The following is a 17,569-nucleotide window of genomic DNA, read 5'->3' as shown; positions in this document are numbered from 1 at the left end:
CTTGGGAATCCTTTGCCTTGAAATCGGCATTTCCGCAGTTCAGAAGCCTTACGGGCTCTCACACAGGGCATATTGGATCATGGAATCCTTCGCCGCCGCCTACCGCGGCATACCGCCCTTACTTGCGCAACAGTCGCGCACGACGCTCCACGATCGTTTCGATCCGCCAGGTTGGACATGCTTCGATCGAACCCCAGCAGAACCAACCGAACAGCCCCAGGCCACCGACCTCCCCTGCGAGCGGGACTACTGCCGGACCACCCGATTGGCGCTCGCGGCACTTCACCCCACCCGGACGTACAGCAATGAGCTCGAAAAATTCAGAATTTTTGACATGAACGCGATGCACAATGGTTGTGGAACACTTCCCGCAGCCACGGGCGCCGATGGCTCGAAGACCGCGCCACACCCGGGCGAGTCGCCGCGCCAGCACCACGCGACCTCCGGCCCCGGCTCGTCCGTGCCCGATGGGTGCCATCCCAGGAGGGCCGTCATGCCTCGCAAGCAGACCACGACACGCCGCCGTTTCGGCAACGTCCGCCAATACCGCTCGGGTCGCTGGAGCGCTACCTATACCGACCGTAACGGCCGCACCCAGCGCTCCCCCGAAACGTTCGACACCGAACTCGACGCCTCGACCTGGCTCGCGCTCGTCCGAACAGACCTCGCCCACGGCCGCCGCGCACCCAGCGCCTCCCCGCTCAAGGGCGTCCTGTTCAAGGACTACGCCAAGGACTGGATGGACAACCGCCCCCTGATGCCCACCACCCGCGGGCTCTACCAGCGCCTCCTGAAGGCCAACATCCTGCCCGCCTTCGGCCGCACACCCGTCATCGGCATCACCTTCGCGAGAGTCCGCGACTGGAACACCGAGCAACGCAGCAGGCACGGCGAATCGGTCGCCGCCAAGGCCTACCGGCTCCTCAAGGCGATCCTGGAGACCGCCGTCGCCGACGACGAGACCATCACCCGCAACCCGTGCCGCATCCGCGGCGCCGGCAGCGAACACCCCGCAGAACGCCCCACCGCCACCGTCCCCCAGGTCTTCGCACTGGCCGACCAGGTCGGCCCACGATGGCAGCTGCTCGTCCTCCTCGGCGCATTCGCCACCCTCCGCCCCGAGGAACTCGCCGCCCTCAGACGCCAAAACGTCGACGTCCCCCGGCGCCTGATCCGGATCAACACCGCCGCGCCGGAACTACTCAACGGCAGACGCTCCACCGGCCGCCCCAAGTCCGCTGCCGGAACGCGCACCATCCACCTGCCGGCCATCCTCGACGAAGTACTGCACCTGCACATGGACCGCTACGCCGAACCCGGCCCCCTCGGACTCGTCTTCACCGGCGAGAAAGGAGCCCCCTACCGGCGCTCCACCTTCGGCCGCACATTCCGCAAGGCCTGCGCCGACACCCCCGGCCTGCCCGAGAACTTCACCTTCTACGACCTACGCCACACCGGCAACACCCTCATCGCCCAGTCAGGCGTCAGCCTCAAAGACCTCATGGTCCGCATGGGTCAGAGCACCCCACGCGCCGCTATCGCCTACCAGCACTCCACCGACAACCGCCAACGCGAACTCGCCGACAAACTCGACCACCGCATCCACACCGACCTCCGCCAGCAGGCCACGAATCTTCCTGACCCGGCCTTCCCGACAACGCCATGAGGGCTCGTAGGACATCACGATGCCGACTTCGACCTTCGTACGGATGCGGTCCGTGAGAAATGCCATGTCACCAGCAAGGATGCGAAACCCAGCCGTCGAGGGCGGGATCGTGCAGCCGTGTTCCGCCAGGAGAAGGCTGATCCTGGTAGATGAGTTGGTCCGGCGAGGGCAGGCCGCCAATCAACTCTGGGACGCACAGGCCCTCTGCGCGGAACTGCAGGTCGGGCAGCCTGCAGCAATCGCCATGCCTCGCGCCGCCCGGCCCCCTACCGCGTCTACGCCGCCGACACCTTCCAACTGATCCGCGCTGGCCTGACCGGCGGCAAGAACATGCCGGACACCGTCCGCACCCACCCCCGCGTGTTCGCCACGCTCACCGCGCCGTCCTTCGGCCCCGTCCACAACCGCCCCACCGACGCGGGCGGCGTCCTACGGCCCTGCCGCTGCGGCAAGCGCCACGAACCCACGGACGCACTGCTCGGCACACCACTGGACCCGAAAACCTACGACTACCCGGGCGCGGTCCTGTTCAACGCCCACGCCTCCGCCCTGTGGGCACGCTTCACGATCTACCTGCGCCGTGAGATCGCCGCCCGGCTCGGACTCACGCAGAAGGCGGCCCGCGCGGTGCTGCGCGTCTCCTTCGCCAAGGTCGCCGAGTACCAGAAGCGCGGCCTGGTCCACTTCCACGCCGTGATCCGCCTCGACGGCCCGGACGGCAGCTCCCAGCCCCCGCCTGCGTCCGCCACCGTGACCATGCTCGGCGACGCCATCCGGGCCGCCGCCGCCCGCGTCTCGGTCAGCGTCGTCTCGGACGCGGTCGGGGAACGCGAACTCGCCTGGGGCGAACAGCTCGACGTACGTGAGATCGCCGCTTTCGGCACCGACGCCGAGCTGACCGATCACGCGGTCGCCGCCTACGTGGCCAAGTACGCCACCAAGTCCGCCGACTCATCCGGCGCTCTCGACCGCGCCCTGTTCTGCCGCCCCTGCCAGGGACGCGGCATGACCCTGGCCACACACGGAACCCCGCTCCAGTGCACCACCTGCGGCGGCACCGGACAGGCCCGGCCGCTGCCCCGCCTCGCCGTCGAACGCCACGTGCGGCAGATGATCCGCACCTGCTGGGAACTGGGCAAGCGCCCGGAGTTCGAAGCGCTCAAGCTCTGGAAGTGGGCGCACATGCTCGGCTTCCGGGGCCACTTCTCCACCAAGTCCCGCTGCTACTCCGTCACCCTCGGCGCTCTGCGCGACGACCGCCGCGCCTGGCGCACCGAACAGGCCCGCACACACGCCGGCCTGCCCGACCTCGACCCGAGCACGACCCTCGTCATCGGCCACTGGACCTACCACGGCTCGGGCTACACCCCCGGCGCGGAACTCCTCGCCGCCACTGTCTGGCACCGCAAAGAACTGGAACGGCAGTTCACCGCAGAGGGCGGCCCCTCATGACCGCTCTGCTCCCCGGACCGGGCATGAGCGAAGACCTGCTGACGGTCCCCCAGGTCATGGCCCGGCTCCAACTCGGCCGCTCCGCCGTCTACGACCTGCTCCGCACCCGGCAGCTCGCCTCCATCACCCTCGGCCGCGCCCGCCGCATCCCCGCCCACTCCCTCGACGACTTCATCCGCACCCGCCTCGAACAGGAAGCCGCCTGATGACCACACCCGGCAAGAGCCGCGCCAACGGCGAAGGCACCATCTATCGGCGAAAGGACGGCCGCTGGGAAGCCGCGGGCTACGTCCTGGCCACAGACGGCAGCCGCAAGCGAGTCCGCGTCTACGGCACCACCCGAAAGGAAGCCGCCGACAAGCTCACCGCATGCATCGCCGCCAGCAATCAGGGCCGACCTGTCGCCGCTTCCGACAGCACCGTGGCCATGTACCTCACGTACTGGCTGGGGAATGTTGCCATCCACCAGCTCCGCGAGAACACCCACACCCGCTACCGCACCTGCGTCCGTCTCTACGTCGTACCCGGCCTTGGCAAGAAGAAGATCGCTCACCTCACCGCCAAGGACATCCGCACCTGGCTCGACCGGCTCCGCACCACTTGCCAGTGCTGCGCCCGCGGGCTCGACAAGCAGAAGCGCTGCTGTGCGGTCGGCCAGTGCTGCAGTAAGCGCCTGTCGCCGCTCACCGTCACCTACGTGCACTCGGTCCTCAAGTCCGCCTTGGAGCACGCCGTCCGCGAGGACGAGCTCCCGCGCAACGTCGCCCGGAACATCAAGACCGGCACACCCCGACCCCGGCGCTTCGAACCGCTCACCGTCACCGAGGCCCGCCGCTTCCTCGCGTCAATCGAAGGCCACCGGCTGCAGGCCCTCTTCGAGCTCGCGCTCCGCACCGGCCTACGGAAGGGCGAACTCCTCGGCCTGCGCTGGGAAGATCTCGACCTGGAAGGCGGTACCGCCAGCATCCGCCGCACCCTCCAGCGCACCCCTACCGCCGGCCTGACCACCCTGCCCACCAAGACGGTCAGCTCCGAACGTCGCATCGCCCTTTCCACCGAGTGCGTCCACGCGCTCAAGCGCCACCGCGAGCGGCAGGTCCGGGAGCGGAAAGCCGCCGGAGACTCCTGGATGGACAGCGGGTTCGTCTTCACCGGGCCCGACGGCTCTCCCACCGACCCGTCCACCCTGACCCGGTACTTCACGTCGCTGTGCCGGGCGGCCAGGCTCCGCCGTATCCGGTTCCACGACCTCCGACACACCGCCGCGACCCTGCTCCTCGAACAGGGCGTCGAACTCGTCGTGATCAAGGAACTGCTCGGCCACGCCCACATCGGCGTCACCGCCACCGTGTACGCCCACGTCCGGCTCCGTCTCCAGCGCCGGGCCATCGACACTCTCGGCAACGCCCTCCGAGACGCCGAGAGCCCTGATGACCCGCCAAGCGCAGACCCCGTTCGCTGACGTTGCCGTCAGCGTTGCCGTCAAGACGCTCACAGGGGCCTCGCCGAGACAGTCGTTGCGAGGCCCCTGTCATGTCGAGCACATTGCGCCATCGAAAGCTCGGCCCAGTAAATGCCCAGAAGGGACCCGGTGCCGTATAATTCCAGCGTGGAAGAGCTACTAAACCCTCAGAGCGGCAGCATTCGCCGCTTCCTAAAGCGCTGGTACGGCTTGGCGGAGAGTGGCGAAAATGCCACCTCCTCTGGAGCTCAGGAAATTCCCCACGAAATAGTCGACTGGCATGAGGCAGCTGCATCCACGGGGGTGGAGGTCACTTTCCAAGACTACCCGGTGGAAATTACGAACCTGAAGCGATCCGATGACGGAATGATCGCCTTCTGGATTGAGAACCAAAATGGCTACTACTGGGCTATTGATCCGGACCGAGAAGAGCGCGAAGTATTCTGTCGGGAGGATGCATCGAGCTCGTGGCGCAACACGGGGGAGAAACTCGACCATTTCCTCCTGCACTGTACCGTCCGCGAAGCCATTATCGGGGCAGAGTCTAAGTTCTCCGCAGTGGTGCCAACATCAGCCATCCGGGACGCCCTGGCCGGATTCTCCAATCTGCCATTTCGCCCTCTCGCAAATGAGAACTCTTCAACCCGGCTGCTATGCAGCAGCGACGCCTTGGCCAGGGTGACCCCGCCGCCAGTCGGGTACTCGCACGAAGGCGAGCAGAGCTGGCTTCTAGCCATTGCCGCAACTTCCGAAAGCAGCCTTCGGAAGTACCGCATAAGCCTTGAGTGCTACATTCCCGCCGGGGCGGGCCGCCCGCACCCTATCGAGGTTTCCATCGAGGATCTTCCTTTTTGACCATTGGCAGTATGAAGCCCGCCGACGAGGCCATCTTGACCTCGCCGGCGGGCTTCTTTGTTATCTCACCTGGAATTTCCGGTGAGTTTCATTGGCCGCCTACCCGGTGCCAATACCCACATTTCCGCCCCGTGCGGCAGTGCATCCTCAATAGGTACGCCAAGATTGTAAGCCCGTCCATCGCAGTACGGGCAAACACCCTTCGGGTGATTGATATAGAGGACGCCCTGCTTGATATCGTTCAGGCGCATGTAGGCCGCAGCCTGCATCTCGACGTGATGAAAGTTTTCGTCCGTCATCCCTGGAACACGGGCAATGTCGTCAATGAAGCCTCCCTTTCCCGATCCACTTGCGAAGGGAACTTCATCAACCTGAATATCAAGGACGCCGGATGTCACATGATCCATGGACGCGGCTGCAGTCTTGCACGCCTCTCCGCTGGCGTTATGGACGAGGACCGGCGTATTTCCAGCCAGCACATAGTACGTGTGGAGTTCGGCGATGGTGAGGTTGTGGGCGGTGCGGGGTTCGGTCAGGTAGTTGTGGACGGATTCGACTGTGGCGGTCTGGTTGTCGGTGGTGAGGACCTGGTCGCCGGGTCGGAGGTCGGCGGCGTCGGTCCAGCGGTGGGTGGTGGTGTCCCAGTAGGGGTGGTGCTGGGTGGAGGTGACGGTTGTGGTTCCGGCCTCGGTGGTGAGGGTGAGGTCGGTGAACTGGGTGTCGTCGTGGCCGGTGATGGTGGCGTCGACGGGTTCTGCTCGGGTTTCGCCGGTCTGGGGGTCGGTGGCGGTGACGGTGTCGTCGGTGGTGAGTTGGTCGATGGGCTTGGTGGTGCCGTCGGCCAGTAGGACCATGGTTCCGGCGGGGAAGCTGTTCTTGCAGGGGTTGAGCCAGCCGGAGAGCTTTTCGAGTGCTCCGTCGCCCATTTTCTTGAGGGCGGGTCCTGCCAGTTCGCCGAGGCCGTCGGTGGCGACGGAGGTGGCTGCGCCGGTGAGTTCGGCCTTGAGTTGGCCGCCGGCGGAGTGGTCGGCGTTGCCGTCGAGCAGGTTGTCGAGGCCGGCTCCGACGGCGCCGATGGCTGCGGAGCAGCCTGCGGCCGCGGCGACGGCGGTGGCACCGCCGGTCTCGAGGGCTCCGGCGAGGCCGCCGCCGTAGCAGAGGAAGCCGGTGCCGAACTCGGCTCCCATGACGATGGCTTGGCGGAGGATCGGATAGTCGGTGGTGGCGTTCTGGATCCGCTTGCCGGCGTTGCTGATGTGGCAGGTCAGGTCCCAGGTGCCGCTGCACTTCTTGGTGCCGCGGCCGTTGCCGGAACCGCCCTCGGTGTTCCCGCTGCCGCTGCCGTTGCTCGGCGTGGTCGGCGGTTGGGAGGTGACGGAGAGCTTGTCGTCCCAGTAGGCCTGGCTGCTGGTCTGCTGGACGCAGGACGGGGTGACGCAGAACGGTTCGGGCCGGGGGATGAAGGCGGGGCCGTCGGCCATGGCCCGGGAGAGCAGGCCGGTGGGGTCGGAGCTGTCGACGGGGTTGTTCTGGCTGTAGGCGTAGCCGTTCCACTGCTGGGGGCTGGCCTCGTCCAGGAGCGGGTCGGGGTTGATGAAGCGGCCGTGTTGGGGGTCGTACTCGCGGGCCCCGAGGTTGGTCAGGCCGGTGGTGGTGTCGAGGGTTCCGCCGACGAAGCCCTTGTCACCGGACCAGCTTCCCGGCGTCGGCTGGGTGCCGCGGGGGTTGCCGAAGGGGTCGGTGGGGCGGCGGGTGACGGTCTGGGCGGCGTCGGTCGCGATCTGGACGCTGTTGGTGCCGTGCGGGTCGGACGCCTGGTAGACCAGGGTGCTGTTGCCGCTGCCGTCGGTGGTGCGGGTGATGGTGAAGCCGCCGGGCGAGCCGTAGTAGCGGGTGCCGGAGACGGTGTTGGCGGCGGTGTCGAGGGTCAGCTCGTCGCTGCCGAGGTTGAGCGTGGTCTTGCCGGGGTTGCGGCGGATCAGCTGGTTGCCGTCCGCGTCGTACAGGTAGGAGGTGTTCTGGGCCTGGCCGGTCTTGCTGACCGATTCGAGCCTGTCTTCGCCGTTCCAGGTGAGCGTGGTGGTGCCGCTGGTGTCGGTGATGGAGGTGGTGTTGCCGGCCGCGTCGTACTGGTAGGTGGACGCGGTGGTGCCGCTCGCGGACTTGGTGGAGGTGGTCAGCAGGCCGTGCGGGCCGCCGGTTCCTCCGCCGGTGTTCGGGGCGGTGGTGGGGGTGTTGAGGGACTTCGGCGTGCCGAAGGTCTGGGTGGTGGTGACGTCCTTGGTGGTGTCGCCGGTGGTGTCGTGCTGCACCAGGGAGGTGCGGTTGCCGGTGGCGTCGTAGGCGTAGCTCTGCCAGTACGGGGAGGGGCCGCCGACGCTCGGCTTTCCGGTGGGCCCGACCGTGGCGGGGCCGCCCGCGTTGTTGCAGCCGCCCAGGCCCGCGACGGACGAGTTCGCGGCGGTGGTGGCGGTGACGCCGCCGGTGTCGGTCCAGGCGTTGGTGAGCCGTCCCAGGTAGTCGTAGGTGAAGCACTGGGTGTCGGTTGCGGAGGCGTTCTGGAGGTCGGTGACCGAGGTGGTGCGGCCGGCCTGGTTGTAGCTGTACTTGGTGACGTCCAGCTCTCTGGCGGAGCTCTCGCTCTCCAGGACCGACTGGACGACGCGGCCGGTGGCCTGGTCATAGGTCTGGGTGGAGGAGACGAAGCCGCCGGGGTCGCCGAGCTTGGTCTGGACGGGGCGAGCCATCACGTCGTAGTAGACGTTGGTGACGAGGCTGCTGAGGCCGGCGGAGCCCCACATGAGGCCGGTGTCGCTGTAGAGGTAGTCGACCTGCTCGGCGGGCAGGCCGCCGGCGGCGGGCAGGTTGGTGTGGTCGAGCAGACCGAGGACCGGGGTGTAGGCGTTGGCCGTGGTGTAAGTGCCGGCGAGTTTCCCTTCGCTCGCGGGGATGGTGACGCTGCTTCCGGTGACCCGGTAGGCGGTGTCGTAGCCCGTGATCGCGGAAGTGTAGGCGCTGCCGGTGGCTCCGCCGACGTACCGGGTGGAGCTGGCCGGGTAACCCTTGGCACCGGTGACGGTGTCGTAGGTCCACCCCGTCAGCTGGTTGGCGGGGGCGACGCTGCCCTTGTACATGCCGGTCTTACGGCCCAGCAGGTCGTAGCTGTACGCCAGTACGTTGCCCTTGGCGTCGGTCGTCGACGCGACGCGGGAGTTGATGTCGTAGGCGGTGCGGCTGGTGCCGGTGTCGGGGTCGGTGACCGAGGTCTGCCGGCCGCGCAGGTCGTAGCCGTAGCTCCAGGTGTTGCCGCGGCTGTCGGTGCGCGAGGCGCTCTGCCCCGAGGGGGTGTAGGCGTAGGTGGTGACGTCCGCGTCGGCGGCGTTGCCGGTCACGGTCGAGCCGCGGTACTGCCACAGGGCGACGGTGCGGCCTCGGGCGTCGGCGAGGGTCGTGGTCGGGGTGCCGCCCTGAGGGGGCGTCACGTCCACGCGGTCCGCGCCGGGGTAGGCCGTGGCGGTCGACCACTGCGGCTGTCCGAAGGCCACGAACGCCGAGGCGGTGACCCGGCCCATGCCGTCGTAGGTGTTCCAGGTCTGTGCGGGGACCTGGGAGTCCTGCGCGACGAACACGGTGCCGTTGGGCGAGGCGGTGTCGTCGTAGTACGGGGCGGAGGTCCGGGTCACCCAGCCGTGCGAGTCGTACACGGTGTCGGCGATCAGGCGTCCGGAGAGAGCGGCCGGCGAGGTGCTCTGGGTCTGCCGCAGGCGGCCCAGGCCGTCGTACAGGGCAGTGGCGGTCTGGTAGTTGCTGCTCTCGGTGATGGTTTGCGAGGTGACCACCGAGGGGCCGGTGATGCCGTTGACGGCGTAGGAGAACGTGGCGCTGGGCGACAGGTTGGTGGCCCGGGTGGGCGACCAGGCCGCAGTCAGGCGGCCCAGGCCGTCGTACTGCTGGGTGCTGGTGCGGCCGTTGGCGTCCGTGGAGACCAGGGGAAGGCCGCGGCCGGGGTCCTGGTCGACGGCGGAGGTCCAGCCCGTCGGCCCGGTCGAGACCGCCCGGGTGGGTATCGCGCCGGTGGCCGGAGTGAAGGCGACGGTGGACGTCGCGACGGCCGCGGTGGGGTCCCGTCCGCTGAGCCGGTTGCCGGCGGCGTCGTAGGTGGAGCCGTCGCCCGTGGTGTTCGACACCGCACGGCCGTACACGTCGAAGGCGGTGGTGGAGGTGTTGACGTAGACCGGATTGCCGGCGGTGTCGTAGTGGTCGAGCTGTTGGGCGCCGGTGAGTTCGGCGAGCGTGCCGGCCTGGCCGAACTGCTTGGAGTCGTACAGGCTGCGGGTGTCGCTGAGGGTGTTGGAGGCGTTGGCGGCGGTGCCGCAGGGCCCGGCCACCGACAGCGTCCGGCTGGCGAGTGCCACCAGGGCGGGGTTGCTGCTGGTGGCGTAGCTGGTGGTGGTGCAGACCTCCGGGGTGGCGGCGGTGCCGTCGCCCTTGTCGTCGACCTGCAGGGGGCGGTTGGCGTGCGCGGGGTCGCTGGTGGCGACCTTGGTGGTGCTGCCCCAGCTCCCGTTGGAGAGCTTGGTCTTGGCGACCGTGGTGACCTGGGAGGCGGGGTAGCGGGCCACCAGGTCGGGCATGCCGCCGGTCTGCTTGTGCGTCGCGGTGACCTGCTGGCCGTTCGTGGTGCTGCCGCTCATGCTGACGACCTGGCCGCCGGCCCGGTCGTAGGCCTCGGTGGCGAGCGGTGATCCGGCCAGCCAGGGGCTGTCGGTGACGCTGCCGCCGAGCGGGCTGGTGACGCTGACACTACGGGTGGTGCCATTGGACAGGACGTCGCCGTCCATGCCGCGCAGGAAAGTGACCCGCTGCTGGGTCTGGGGCGCTTCACCGGCGTTGCCGCTGCCGAGCACGGTGTCGACGGACCGGTAGCCGCGGAAGCTGTCCCAGGTGCGGGTCTTCGGGTCGGTCCACTCGCCGTCGTTGCGGTGCCAGGCGGCACCGCCGTTGTAGGTGTAGGCGGTCTTCTTGGTCATGGACGAGCCGGTGACGGCGTCCTGTTCGGCGACCGAGGTGACCAGGAACTTGTTGAACCAGTCGTTCACCGGGTCCGGCGAGGACGAGCCCGGCAGGTACCAGTGCACGGGCATGCACGCCATGGTGTTGCCGTCCTCGGAGGACGGCATGTGGTTGTTGACCCGCGAGCACTCCGGGTCCGCGTAGTTCACCATGATCTGGCCACCGGTCTCGGTGGTGATCTGCTGGATCCGCGGACGGTTGAACGCGGGCTGGGCCGGGGTCAGGCCGTCGACGCGGTTGGCGAGTTCACGGGCGGTGAAGGAGACCGCCGGAAGGGCGATCCCGCTCTGGCCGTTGGACCCGGTGCGCCGGATCGAGGACAGCCAGAGCGAGGGCTTGGTGCCGTCGCCCGGGTCGGGGAAGGAGTGGGTCAGCGCCCAGGAGTCGACCGTGCGGAACGAGGTGCCGACCAGCACCTGGGTGGAGATCCCGGTCAGGCGCTTGGTGGTGAAGAACGACGGGCCCGGGTTGGTGCAGCTGGTGGTGCACAGTTGGTCCAGCGGGACGTCGGGCCAGTAGGCGGCGTTCGCGGTGGTGCGCTGCGCCGGGTCGCAGGTGATCGAGCCGGAGGGCAGGCAGCGTTCCGCGGTGGTGAAGACGATCTTGGCGGCCGGGTTGAGCGTGCCGTGGGCGGCGGTCTGCTCCGGCAGGCGCAGGCCGTAGGTGATCTGCGACAGGTTGCCGCCGCGGACGTAGGCGGTCAGCGTGCCGCTGCCGCCGTTCTGGCCTGCGCCGCGGCTGTAGTTGTTGGTCTCGGTGGCGTAGGTGTAGGTGACCAGGTTCTGGTGGAGGTCGACGACGTAGTCGAGGTTCCAGCGCCAGCCCATGGTGCACCAGGAGGCCTTGCCGGTGCCGGAGTTGTAGCAGGGGTCGCCGCTGTTGGGCGAGTACACCGGCTCCGACCACGCGGAGTTCGTCGCCGGGTCGGTGCCGTCGCCGCCGGGCAGGTGGTTCTGGCCGAACCAGTACTGGGTGCCGTCGGGGACGGTGACCTTCCAGTACTCGCCGTTGTTCAGCCCGTTGGGGGCGCCGGTCAGTTGCTCGACCTTGGTGCCGTCGTCGCCCTGGAGGTGCCAGATGCCGGTGGCGTCGTCGCGCACCAGGGTCCCGGAGTGGCCGGCCAGCGAGAGGGTGGCGTTCTGACCGCCCCAGCACAGGTCGCCGGAGCCGGCGATGCCGTCCTTCGCACAGCCCTGGTAGGAGCGCTCGACGAACCCGGCCTGGTAGTCCCAGCCCTCACCCACCCACGAGGACTGCGAGTTGGACGCGGAGGTCTTGCCGTCCACCGACGAGGAGTCGTACGACAGCGCCACCGTCGGCACTCCGCCGGCGATGCCCGCGGGCACCTGCACGGGGTAGGAGTACGTGAAGTTGCCCATGTTCGAGCCCGCGCTCCAGGCGGACGACGACTGCAGCGAGGTGGCCGCGAACGAACCCCCGGAGCCGGAGGCGCTCGCGGTCGCCGCGAGCAGCATCGGCGCGGCGGCGGCCGACTTGGCCGCACTGCCGCCCGTCCCGGTAGCGGGCAGGGTGACGGCGGCGGTGATGCGGCCGGAGGAGACGTCGACCTTGCTGTCGACCGGCGTCTGGGTCCGGCACTCGGCCTTGTCCGGCGTGGTCAGCGCGCAGGCCGGCAGGGCGACCAGGCGGGCGCGGTCCGCCCACGGCGCTCCGGCCCAGGACTTGAGGTCGAGGCCGACCGTCACCTTACGGCCCTTGGCGCCGTCGGCGTCCGGGGTGTCGGTGAGGGAGACGAGCGGGCCGGTGACTCCGGCCGCCCGGCCCTTCGTCTGGTCGGCGAGTTCGACCTTCACCGCGTGCGCGGCGGCCGACTCCCCGTCAGCGGCGCCCAGCGACACCGGCAGTGAGCCGGCCCGGACCAGGCCCCGTCCGCTCGAGGAGGGCGAGGCACCGCCCGTCGCGGCGGCGGCGTCCTTGGCGGCGGCCGAACCGATGCCGACACTCACCTCGGCGCTGCTGGCCGCGGTCGGTGTCGGCGACGCGGCCGGCTTCCAGTCCTGCGGCACCGGGTACTCCGGCGCCTTCTGCTTCGAGGGCACGAGGTTGGTGCCCTTCACCGGCTTCCGGCCGTCGTCCCACGCGGTCTTCGCCGTCCATTTCTTGCCCCGCGCGTCCTTGGCGGCCAGTGCCTCGGCGGACGGCGCCACCAGCAGACCCATGATCACCGACAGCAGGGTGAACAACCCCAGCCATCGGTGCCTCCCCCACAGCCATCGCCCCACCGGCGTTTTCCTACGCCACGGCCCCACAGCAGGCTCCCTGTATTCGAAATGTCCCGCCGATCGGCGGCATACGCACCCTGGTGCGCATCCCGCCGATATTAAAGATCCCAAAATGGCCATAATGGGAAGAGTCGGACACTTCGACAATGGTTTAACAAAGCTTTACTATTCGCTCGTTGATCCGTCAAGAAATGAACCGGTATGGAGAGTTGTGCGGTCTGATGCACCTTTTGAAGGGTTCCGCCATCCAAAGGTGCTCCGATTGCGCCCGCCTTGACCGGATCGTTATCGCAAATCTGTCGTGATCATTCGGACATATGCCGACATTGACGCTTCCCATAAAAGCGGACCCCGGAGAGCATCTGGAGAACTTCCATTTCACGCGACCACAGAAATTGAGCACGATCCATGCCCAAGCGAAGTCCCAGTACGCACACACAGCAGTCGGTGCGGCCGCCTGCGGAACGCCTCCTACGACTGGTGGCCCTGACCGCCTCCGGCGCGATCGGCCTCGGCCTGCTTGGGCTCCCGGCGGCTCATGCGGACTCACCCACCGGGTCCCCGTCCGCTTCACCCGTCCCGAGCGCGCCCTCCGCACCCGCAGTGCCGGCTCCGACGCCGACGCAGCAGGCGATCCAGGACGCCCGGGCGAAGGCGAAGGCCACCGGCCAACCGGTGGTGGTGGAGCCGATGACCACCGAGTCCTCCCGGACCGTGGCGAACCCGAACGGCACCCTGACCACCACCGACAGCTCCCAGGCCCTGCGGGTCAAGCGCCCGGGTGGTTGGACGGACCTGGACCCGACGCTGCACCGCAACGCGGACGGCACCCTCGCCCCGGCCGTCACCCAGGACACGCTGGTGCTCTCCGGCGGCGGCACCGGCCCGCTCGCCACCATCACGACGGCCGACGGCAAGAAACTCGCCCTCACCGCCCCCTTCACCCTCCCCGCGCCGTCCCTCAGCGGCGCCACCGCCACCTACGCCAACGTCCTGCCGGACGTCGACCTCCAGGTCAGCGCCCTGACCAATGGCGGCTGGCGGGACGTCATCGTGGTCAGGACCGCGGCAGCCGCCGCCGATCCCCGCCTGGCCTCACTGCACTTCCCGATCACGACCACGGGCCTGAGCACGGAGACCGACACCGCGGGCAACATCCGCTTCAAGGACTCCGCCGGCCAGGTCCGCCTCCAAGCACCCACCCCGCTGCAGTGGGACTCCACCGTCGCTGCGCCCCCGCCGCTCACGTCCACCACCTCGAAGACGACGCAGCGCTCCCTGCTGGCCGCTCCGCAGGACAACACCGCACCGGCCACGACGGAGTCCAGCACGGCGGGCCCGGGCCCCACCGCGACCCTGTCGGCGATGACGGTCAGGACGACCGCGACCGGGATCGAACTGACCCCCGACCCCGGCACCTTCGGCAAGGGCACCGGCCCCTGGTACCTCGACCCCACCGTCGGCGCGGTCAGCAAGACCATAGGCTCCACCCAGGTCCAGGAGTACAACCCCAACACCACCTACTACAGCACCGGCAACCAGTCCCCGGGCACCGGCTACTGCGGATACGCCAACTGCTCGGGCCACGGCCGCGAACGCGCCTACTTCAGACTCGGTATCAACCCCGACATCTACACCCAGCCCGGCGGAGCCCCCGCCCCGCCCACGATCTACGACTCCACGCTGCGCGCGAACGTCAACGACGCCTCAAGCCCGACCACCGCCACCATGCTCGGCCTCTACTGGACCGGCGCCATCGACGCCAACACGACCTGGAGCAACCAGCCGTGCCGGGGCGGCGGCACCTTCGGCGGCTGCGCCAAGGTCGGCGACTCCCGGCCCATCACCGGCACCGGGCCGATCGACTTCGACGTCTCCGCGCAGATGAAGCAGGCCGCCGCGCAGAAGTGGGGCGACTGGACGGTCGGCATCGCGCCCGACAACGAGTACGAGATGCTCTACCGGCACCACATCCAGAGCAACCTCACCATCACCACGAACTACGACATCACCCCCAGCGCCTGGTGGGCACGCTCCTCACCGGCCCCCGGATTCGCCAACAGCGGTGACGGCAAGGGCACACCGGCCTTCGCCGACTGCCCCGACGGCACCAACCCCGGCTGGATCGGGGCGAACCAGAACATCGCCCTGACGCTCAGCGAGTGGTCGCCCATCGGCGTCAACCTCACCGACGTCTTCTCCGTCCGGGACGAGACCACCGGCACCCAACTCCCCGACCTGTCGACGCCCGCGAGCGGATACGGCTCCGCCAGCGTGAACCTGGCCGGCTCCTCCCTGGTCGACGCCCACCGCTACCGCTGGCAGGGCAGTGCCAACGACGGCAGTCTCACCTCTCCCGTCGTCGGTCCCTGCTACTTCCGGGTCGACCGGACTCTGCCGGTCCTGAGCGTCAATTCAGCCCAGTTCCCGCCCTCCGGATCACCTGCGCCGGCCATGCTCACCTACGCGGGCCAGAGCGGCACCTTCACCATCACCGGCACCGACCCCGCCCCGGCAGCCGGCGGCGACGTCTCCGGCCTCGCCTGCTTCCGGATCAGCACCGACTCCACTCCCGTCACCGGGTGGCACTGCAACGACGCCACCACCACGAGCAACACCACGGTCCTACCCGATGCGGCGGGCGCCGCCACCTACGCCTTCACACCGCCCCACTGGGGTACCAACACCCTCTTCGTCCAGGCGCAGGACAACGCCGGCAACTACAGCCAGCCCGCGGCCTACAGCTTCTACGCCCCGGCCAACCCCAACCCGGGCCCCCTCTACGGCGACATCACCGGCGACAAGCGTCCCGACATCCTGATCGCCGACGGCAACGGCAGCCTGCGGCTCGTCCAGAACACCGCGGACCCGGTCAACGCCGGCTGGCTCTCCGGCACGGCGTCCGCCTCACCGACCGGCACCTGGCAGGGTGTCCAGATCACCCACCGCAGTTCCCTGCGCGGCGGCGTGAACGTCGACGACCTCATCGCCCACCCGGCCGGCGCTCCTCTCCTCTACCTCTACCAGAACGCGGGCACCGGCTCCTTCAACGCCCGCACCTCGTTCTACCTGAACGGCAGCACCACCCAGGGCCCGGTCACCTGCACCAACACCGACGGCCTGCCCGCGGACCCGGCCCAGCCCTCCGGCTGCCCGAGCGACCTCGGCACCGACTGGTCCGGCGCCACCCAGATCCTCGCTATCGGGTCGCCCGACAACGAGCCCGTCGCACCCGCCGCGAAGACCTCGCTCCTCGCGATCATCAACAAGAAGCTCTGGCTGTTCTCCCCCGGCAGCAACAACATCAGACTCCTGGCCACCAAGGACACCCAGGTCTCCTCCCTCGACTGGAGCGACTACGACCTGATCGGGCCCGGCCCGGCCAACGGCACCACCTCCTGCACCAGCAACGGCACCACGGTCACCGCCTCCCAGACCACCTTGTGGACCCGTGAGCGCAGCACCGGCCGCATCCTGGCCTACCCGATCACCAAGAACGCGAACAACGGCTGCGCCAACGACTACTCGGCCCTCGCCAACCCGGCCAACGGCGCTCCCATCGGCACTACCGTCACCCCCGCCGACTACCCGGTCACCGGCTCCGTCGGCGACCTCACCGGCGACGGCGTCCCCGACCTGTACGCCCAGAACGCGGCCGGACGGGTCGTCATCTGGCCCGGCACGGTGGGCGATCCTGTCAACCAGCCCGGCAAGGTGACCGGCTTCGGAGTCGGCACCGCCATGGGCGACCCGCGGGCCCCGCTCGGCCGCTACCAGTTGGCCGGACCGGTCAGCAGTACCGACACCGGCCACACCTCCGACACGGTCGGCCGCCACCCGGCAGCCGTCAGCGGCGACGTGGCTTTCGGGCCCACCGGCACGGCCAACCCGGCGAACGCCGCCGTGTTCAACGCCGGCAGCACCGGCAACGGCGAGATCCGTGCCGCCGGCGTGACCGCCGACACCACCAAGTCGTTCACCGTCTCCGTCTGGGCCCGCGCCGACCAACTCGCCAACGGCACGGTCGTCAGCCAGAACGGCACCCAGGCGAGCGCCTTCAAACTCGGCCCCGTCACCGACTCCACCGGAACCAACTGGCGCTTCGCCCTGGCGACCGGCGACACCGCCGGCACCGTCGCCTACGACGGGACCGTCGAAACCAGTGGCCCCGCAGCCCGGGTCCAACTCGGCTCCTGGACCAGGCTGGTGGCCAGCTACAACGCCGCCACCGGCCAGAGCACCCTCTACGTCAACGGGGCGCTCGCCGCGACCGGCACCCACCGGACCACCGTCCCCGGTGCCGGCCCGCTCATCGCCGGACACGCCCAGAAGGACGGCGCGACCGACGCACCGTTCAAGGGTGCCGCCGCGGACCTCGCCCTCTACCCGTTCGCCACCACACCCGGTGGGGCGGTTCCCGGACCGTTCGTCTCCGCCGTCGCAACCGGCAAGTGCATGGACGTCCCCTGGGGCAACGCCGTGGACGGCGCCGCCCTGGAGATCTGGGACTGCAACGGCACATCGGCGCAGAACTTCACGGCGAAGGACGACGGCACCGTGCGCTTCAGCACCAAGTGCCTGGACGCGAAGGGCGCATCCACCGCGAACGGCACCACCGTCCAGTTGCTCACCTGCAGCGGGGGCGCCAACCAGCAGTGGATCCCCCGGGCCGACGGCTCCTTGCTCAACCCGGTCTCCGGCCGCTGCGTGGACATCCCGTACGGTCTCCCCGACAACGGCACCCAGCTGCAGCTCTGGGACTGCAACGGAGGCACCAACCAGAGCTGGACCGTCATCCCGCTGATCTGACCACCGTTC

The 17,569-nt window shown here is 68.9% G+C and carries 6 protein-coding genes and 1 pseudogene; 6 read left to right on the top strand and 1 reads right to left on the bottom strand.

Annotation, left to right across the window (positions count from 1 at the left end):
* Window positions 1–493 precede the first annotated feature (493 nt).
* From ACIQBJ_RS10750 to ACIQBJ_RS10730, 5 genes and pseudogenes are all read left to right on the top strand, one after another.
* Window positions 494–1,666, top strand: coding sequence for a tyrosine-type recombinase/integrase (locus tag ACIQBJ_RS10750; protein WP_400706971.1), 1,173 nt, complete (start codon window positions 494–496; stop codon window positions 1,664–1,666).
* A 228-nt stretch (window positions 1,667–1,894) separates the two neighbouring features.
* Window positions 1,895–3,118 (top strand): annotated as a pseudogene (locus tag ACIQBJ_RS10745) (replication initiator); the annotation flags it as partial.
* A gap of 23 nt (window positions 3,119–3,141) precedes the next feature.
* On the top strand, window positions 3,142–3,324 hold the full coding sequence (locus ACIQBJ_RS10740) for a helix-turn-helix domain-containing protein (RefSeq protein ID WP_400706968.1): 183 nt from the start codon (window positions 3,142–3,144) through the stop codon (window positions 3,322–3,324).
* Window positions 3,324–4,580 carry a tyrosine-type recombinase/integrase gene (locus ACIQBJ_RS10735; RefSeq protein ID WP_400706965.1) on the top strand — a complete coding sequence of 419 codons (1,257 nt, stop codon included), beginning with the start codon at window positions 3,324–3,326 and terminating at the stop codon, window positions 4,578–4,580. Before ACIQBJ_RS10740 ends, ACIQBJ_RS10735 begins: the two co-directional genes overlap by 1 nt.
* A gap of 147 nt (window positions 4,581–4,727) precedes the next feature.
* On the top strand, window positions 4,728–5,435 hold the full coding sequence (locus tag ACIQBJ_RS10730; RefSeq protein WP_400706962.1) for a hypothetical protein: 708 nt from the start codon (window positions 4,728–4,730) through the stop codon (window positions 5,433–5,435).
* A 65-nt stretch (window positions 5,436–5,500) separates the two neighbouring features.
* Here the strand turns inward: ACIQBJ_RS10730 and ACIQBJ_RS10725 are convergent, their stop codons facing one another.
* Entirely contained in the window at window positions 5,501–12,751 is a 7,251-nt protein-coding gene (locus ACIQBJ_RS10725) for an RHS repeat-associated core domain-containing protein (protein WP_400706959.1), read from the bottom strand.
* Between the two features lie 603 nt (window positions 12,752–13,354).
* Here ACIQBJ_RS10725 and ACIQBJ_RS10720 point away from each other — a divergent pair.
* Complete coding sequence (locus ACIQBJ_RS10720; RefSeq protein ID WP_400706956.1) at window positions 13,355–17,560, top strand: ricin-type beta-trefoil lectin domain protein; 4,206 nt, start codon at window positions 13,355–13,357, stop codon at window positions 17,558–17,560.
* The last annotated feature ends 9 nt before the right edge of the window (window positions 17,561–17,569 follow it).

Origin of the sequence: Kitasatospora sp. NPDC088391 (genome assembly GCF_044753345.1) — a bacterium.
Classification (GTDB): Bacteria; Actinomycetota; Actinomycetes; order Streptomycetales; family Streptomycetaceae; genus Kitasatospora.
Note: the sequence above shows the minus strand (reverse complement) of the source record. Positions and strands in the feature narration are given on the sequence as shown.

Bases quoted from the DNA above. Each gene is read 5' to 3' on its own strand.
- ACIQBJ_RS10740 (WP_400706968.1), top strand. From the start codon at position 3,142: ATGAGCGAAGACCTGCTGACGGTCCCCCAGGTCATGGCCCGGCTCCAA.
- ACIQBJ_RS10750 (WP_400706971.1), top strand. From the start codon at position 494: ATGCCTCGCAAGCAGACCACGACACGCCGCCGTTTCGGCAACGTCCGC.
- ACIQBJ_RS10735 (WP_400706965.1), top strand. From the start codon at position 3,324: ATGACCACACCCGGCAAGAGCCGCGCCAACGGCGAAGGCACCATCTAT.